The organism is Chthoniobacter sp., assembly GCF_040003245.1.
Classification (GTDB): Bacteria; Verrucomicrobiota; Verrucomicrobiia; order Chthoniobacterales; family Chthoniobacteraceae; genus Chthoniobacter.
On sequence record NZ_JBDUCX010000392.1, the window covers coordinates 1 to 3,422 of the forward strand.

Genomic DNA, 3,422 nt, shown 5'->3' on the forward strand with positions numbered 1-3,422 from the left:
TGTCCTTCACGTCGAGGCCATCGTAGCTGTTGTAGCGGGCGTTTTTGGCGTCCTCGGGCGCGCTGAGGCCGTAGCCGGCGAAGACCACTTCGCCTTCCACCGAGTCGCTCTCGCTGAACGCCAGCGGGCGAAAGCCCTTGTCCAATGCAGGCTGGAACTTTTCTTTTCCCGCCGCATCCGCTTTCGCGCCATCACCGGTAATCGAGAGGCTCGTTTTCGCCGGGTCGACGCGGGTGCCGGAATTGAATTCGAAGCCTTCGCGAAAATCACCACCCAGTGGTTTCAGGCCCAGCGTCCGGAAATAACCGGTGAGGAAATCCGCCGACGCCTTGGCGCCAGCGGTGCCCGTCTCCCGTCCTTCGCGGAGCGGATCGGCCAGCCAGGATGCCTCGTATTTCAAATCCTCTCCGCGGATTTCCGGGGAGAGCGCTTCGGTATCCGATTTCGCGCCCGTCTGCTCCGGTGCGGGAGCCTTGGCTGCTTCCGGCTTCACGCCGGCGGGTGCGTTGCCCCGCAACGGCGCTTCTTCGAGTGCCTTCAGGGCTGCCTGATGATTCCAATTTGCCAAGAAGATTTGCGACTTTCCGTCGCTTGTCCGGCCGCTGGTCCAGCACAGCTTTTTGCCATCGGGCGAAAAGACCGGGAGTCCATCGAATCCATCGGTGTAGGTCACGCGCACCGGTTCGTGCTCGCCGTTCACATCCACAATGAAGATTTCGAAATTCGTGAAGCCCAGCTTGTTCGAGGTGAAGACGATATACTTGCCGCTCGGGTGATAATAGGGCGCCCACGACATCGACTGAAAGTCGGTAACGCGATGCTTGTCCGAGCCGTCGATCTTCATCGTCCACACGTCCGCGACCATCCCGCTCTCGGCGAAGTGCCGCCAGATGATGCGCGTGCCATCGGGCGAGAAGAACGGGCCGCCGTCGTAGCCCGGCGCGTCGGTGAGCTGCCGCACGTTGGTGCCGTCGGCATTCATGACGTAGATGTCGCCGAAGTAGGCGGGATCCTTGTCGTAGCGGGCGCGCTGCTCGGGCGTGAGCTTTTCGAGCGGGAAGGCGCCACGCAGCGAGCAAAAGACGATCTGCTTGCCATCCGGCGAAAAGGCGCCCTCGGCGTCGTAGCCCGGTGAGTGGGTGAGATTCACGAGCTGCGTGCCGTCCTGGTTGCACGAATAGATGTCCATCGTCGCGTCGTAATCCCAGGAATAGCGGCGCTGTTTGCCGCTCGCACGGAATTCCAGCTCGGCCTTTTGCTTGGCGACCGCCTCGGGGTCGGCATGCGTGGAGGCAAACATCACCCGCCCGGTGCCGGGCTGGAAGAATCCGCAGGTCGTCTTGCCCGTGCCGGGTGACACCCGCGCCGTCTCGCCCGAGAGCAGATCGAGCAGATACATCTGGTAAAAGGGGTTCCCCTCCTCCCGCTCGCTTTGGAAGATCAGCAGGTTGCCGTCGGGATGGAAGTATCCCTCCCCGCTCCGTTTGCCCTCGAAAATGAGCTGGCGCGCGTTGGTGACGAAACGCGCTTCATTCGCCGCGTCATCGGCTACGGCGGCGGCGGTGAACAGGCAAACGAAGAGGAGGAGGAAGCGGCGCATGGAAAGGGTTGGATGCTGAAACGGCGGGAATGTTCGATGTTGAGCCACCGGCGGGGCGCACGGCAATCTCGACGGCGGAATTCCGCCTTCCCACAATCAACATCCGGCAAACCCCGATTTCTTATGAGCCTCACGATCTACGAAATGGCCTACAGCCCGTTTTGCATCCCGATCACCGCCGCCCTGCGGGCCTGTGGGGTGGACTTTGAAAGGCGGGAAATTCCGAATTGGGACCGCAGCGAATTGCTCCGCCTGACCAATGGCGCCTATTATCAGGTGCCCGTGCTGGTGCACGATGGCCGGATCGTCACCGAATCCAGCGGCCAGAGCGAGGACATCGCCCACTACGTCGACCAGCACTTTGCCGGGGGCCGGCTTTTCCCGGAACGACTCGACGGGCTCCAACAGATCGTCATCGAGTTTCTCAGCGACGACGTGGAGTTTAACACCTTCCGCCTGCTCGACCCGCACACCCTGGACCACATCGGCGATCCCGTGGCGCGTGGCTTGTTTCTGCGGCACAAGGAGCGGAAATTTGGTCGGGGATGCGTGGAGCAATGGCGCCGCGAGGCACCGGCCATCCGGGCAGAAGCGGACCGGTTGCTGGCCCGCTTTGAGACCACCCTGCGGCATTCTCCGTTCCTGTTCGGAGCTGCGCCGGTGTACAGTGATTTCCTGCTCTACGGCATGCTGGGCAACCTCACCTACGGAGGGCACAACCGCCTGAACCCTGAGCAGGACGCGCTTTCCAAATGGTTCGAGAAAATGGGGAAAGTATCCTTTTCCGCCGGCGCGTGACGGCCCCGGGCGTCATCCGGGTCCGACTACCAGTTCTTGCGCCACTTCGCCGTGTTGCCGGTCGTATCACCCGCAGTCGACCATAAATCGAAGGTGGGATTGTAGCCTTGAGTGCCCTGGCTGTTTTGCACCGGCCTGTTTGCATTCGGATTGGTAGCCAATGCGGCGCGGTATTCCTGCTCCACCAGCAGGCCGGCCGTCGAATATCCATAGCTATTCCCGAAGGGGTCCATGATGTACTGCACCGGGTTAACCGTGTTGCCCACTTTGGGCCCTCCGAGCCGCGACGGGATGAAAAAGCCCGGAGCGTAATTCTTCGTCATCGTCCCGTTATCGCTCGTGTCACCCGTCAGGCACTCGTAGAGGTATTTGCTCGCCGCCGCCATCTTACCTGTCGGTGATCCGTCCGTCGCGTCGCTCACATTGCGCGCGTCCAGTTTGTCGGTCTTCTGACTGTCTTGGGGAAAGCCGCCGTAGTCCGTGTGGTAACTTTGCAGCGCGGAACTGAGTTGCTGGATATCCGTGTCTGCCCGTGCCTTGGCGGTTTGATACTTCACCACCTGGTAGACCCCTAGAACGAGTGCGGCCAGAATCGCAATGATGGCGATGACCGTAATCATCTCGATCAAGGTGAAGGCCCTGTGAGGTGCGGTGCGGATCATAAGAAATGAGGAAATCTTTTCTTATGGGCGCGTGAAGAATCCGGGGGGCATCCCGGATCGATCACCAGTTCTTAATCCACTTGGTGGTCAAACCTGCCGTGTCACCGGCGCACGACCACAGATCAAAGGTCGGATTGTAGCCTTTCTGCGGCGGCCGTCCCGCACTGGGATTCGTGGCCAGCGCAGCCCGGTATTGTTGTTCGACCGCCAATCCCGCCGTCGAATAACCATAGGGATTTCCGAACGGGTCCATGATGTATTGCACTCCGGGGGGGAGTATCTTCCCGGTATTCGGATCTTTTGATCCTCCAAGGCGCGAAGGCTTGAAAAAATCCGGCGCGTAATTTTTCCCCGTTTCAGTG

General features: G+C 60.6%; 2 protein-coding genes and 2 pseudogenes. 1 reads left to right on the forward strand and 3 read right to left on the reverse strand.

All coding sequences use genetic code 11. The features are described 5' to 3' along the window. Positions 1 to 1,600, reverse strand: a pseudogene (locus tag ABJF10_RS30080) (peptidase M28); the annotation flags it as partial. A 123-nt stretch (positions 1,601 to 1,723) separates the two neighbouring features. Between ABJF10_RS30080 and ABJF10_RS30085 the strand changes: the two are divergent. Next, positions 1,724 to 2,398, forward strand: coding sequence for a glutathione S-transferase family protein (locus ABJF10_RS30085; RefSeq protein ID WP_348548290.1), 675 nt, complete (start codon positions 1,724 to 1,726; stop codon positions 2,396 to 2,398). Positions 2,399 to 2,424: 26 nt separating this feature from the next. Here ABJF10_RS30085 and ABJF10_RS30090 read toward each other — a convergent pair whose 3' ends face one another. Both ABJF10_RS30090 and ABJF10_RS30095 read right to left on the reverse strand, forming a co-directional pair. Then, positions 2,425 to 3,060: a prepilin-type N-terminal cleavage/methylation domain-containing protein gene (locus ABJF10_RS30090; RefSeq protein ID WP_348548291.1), complete on the reverse strand. Its 636-nt coding sequence runs from the start codon at positions 3,058 to 3,060 to the stop codon at positions 2,425 to 2,427. 61 nt (positions 3,061 to 3,121) lie between these two features. Then, positions 3,122 to 3,422, reverse strand: a pseudogene (locus tag ABJF10_RS30095) (hypothetical protein); the annotation flags it as partial.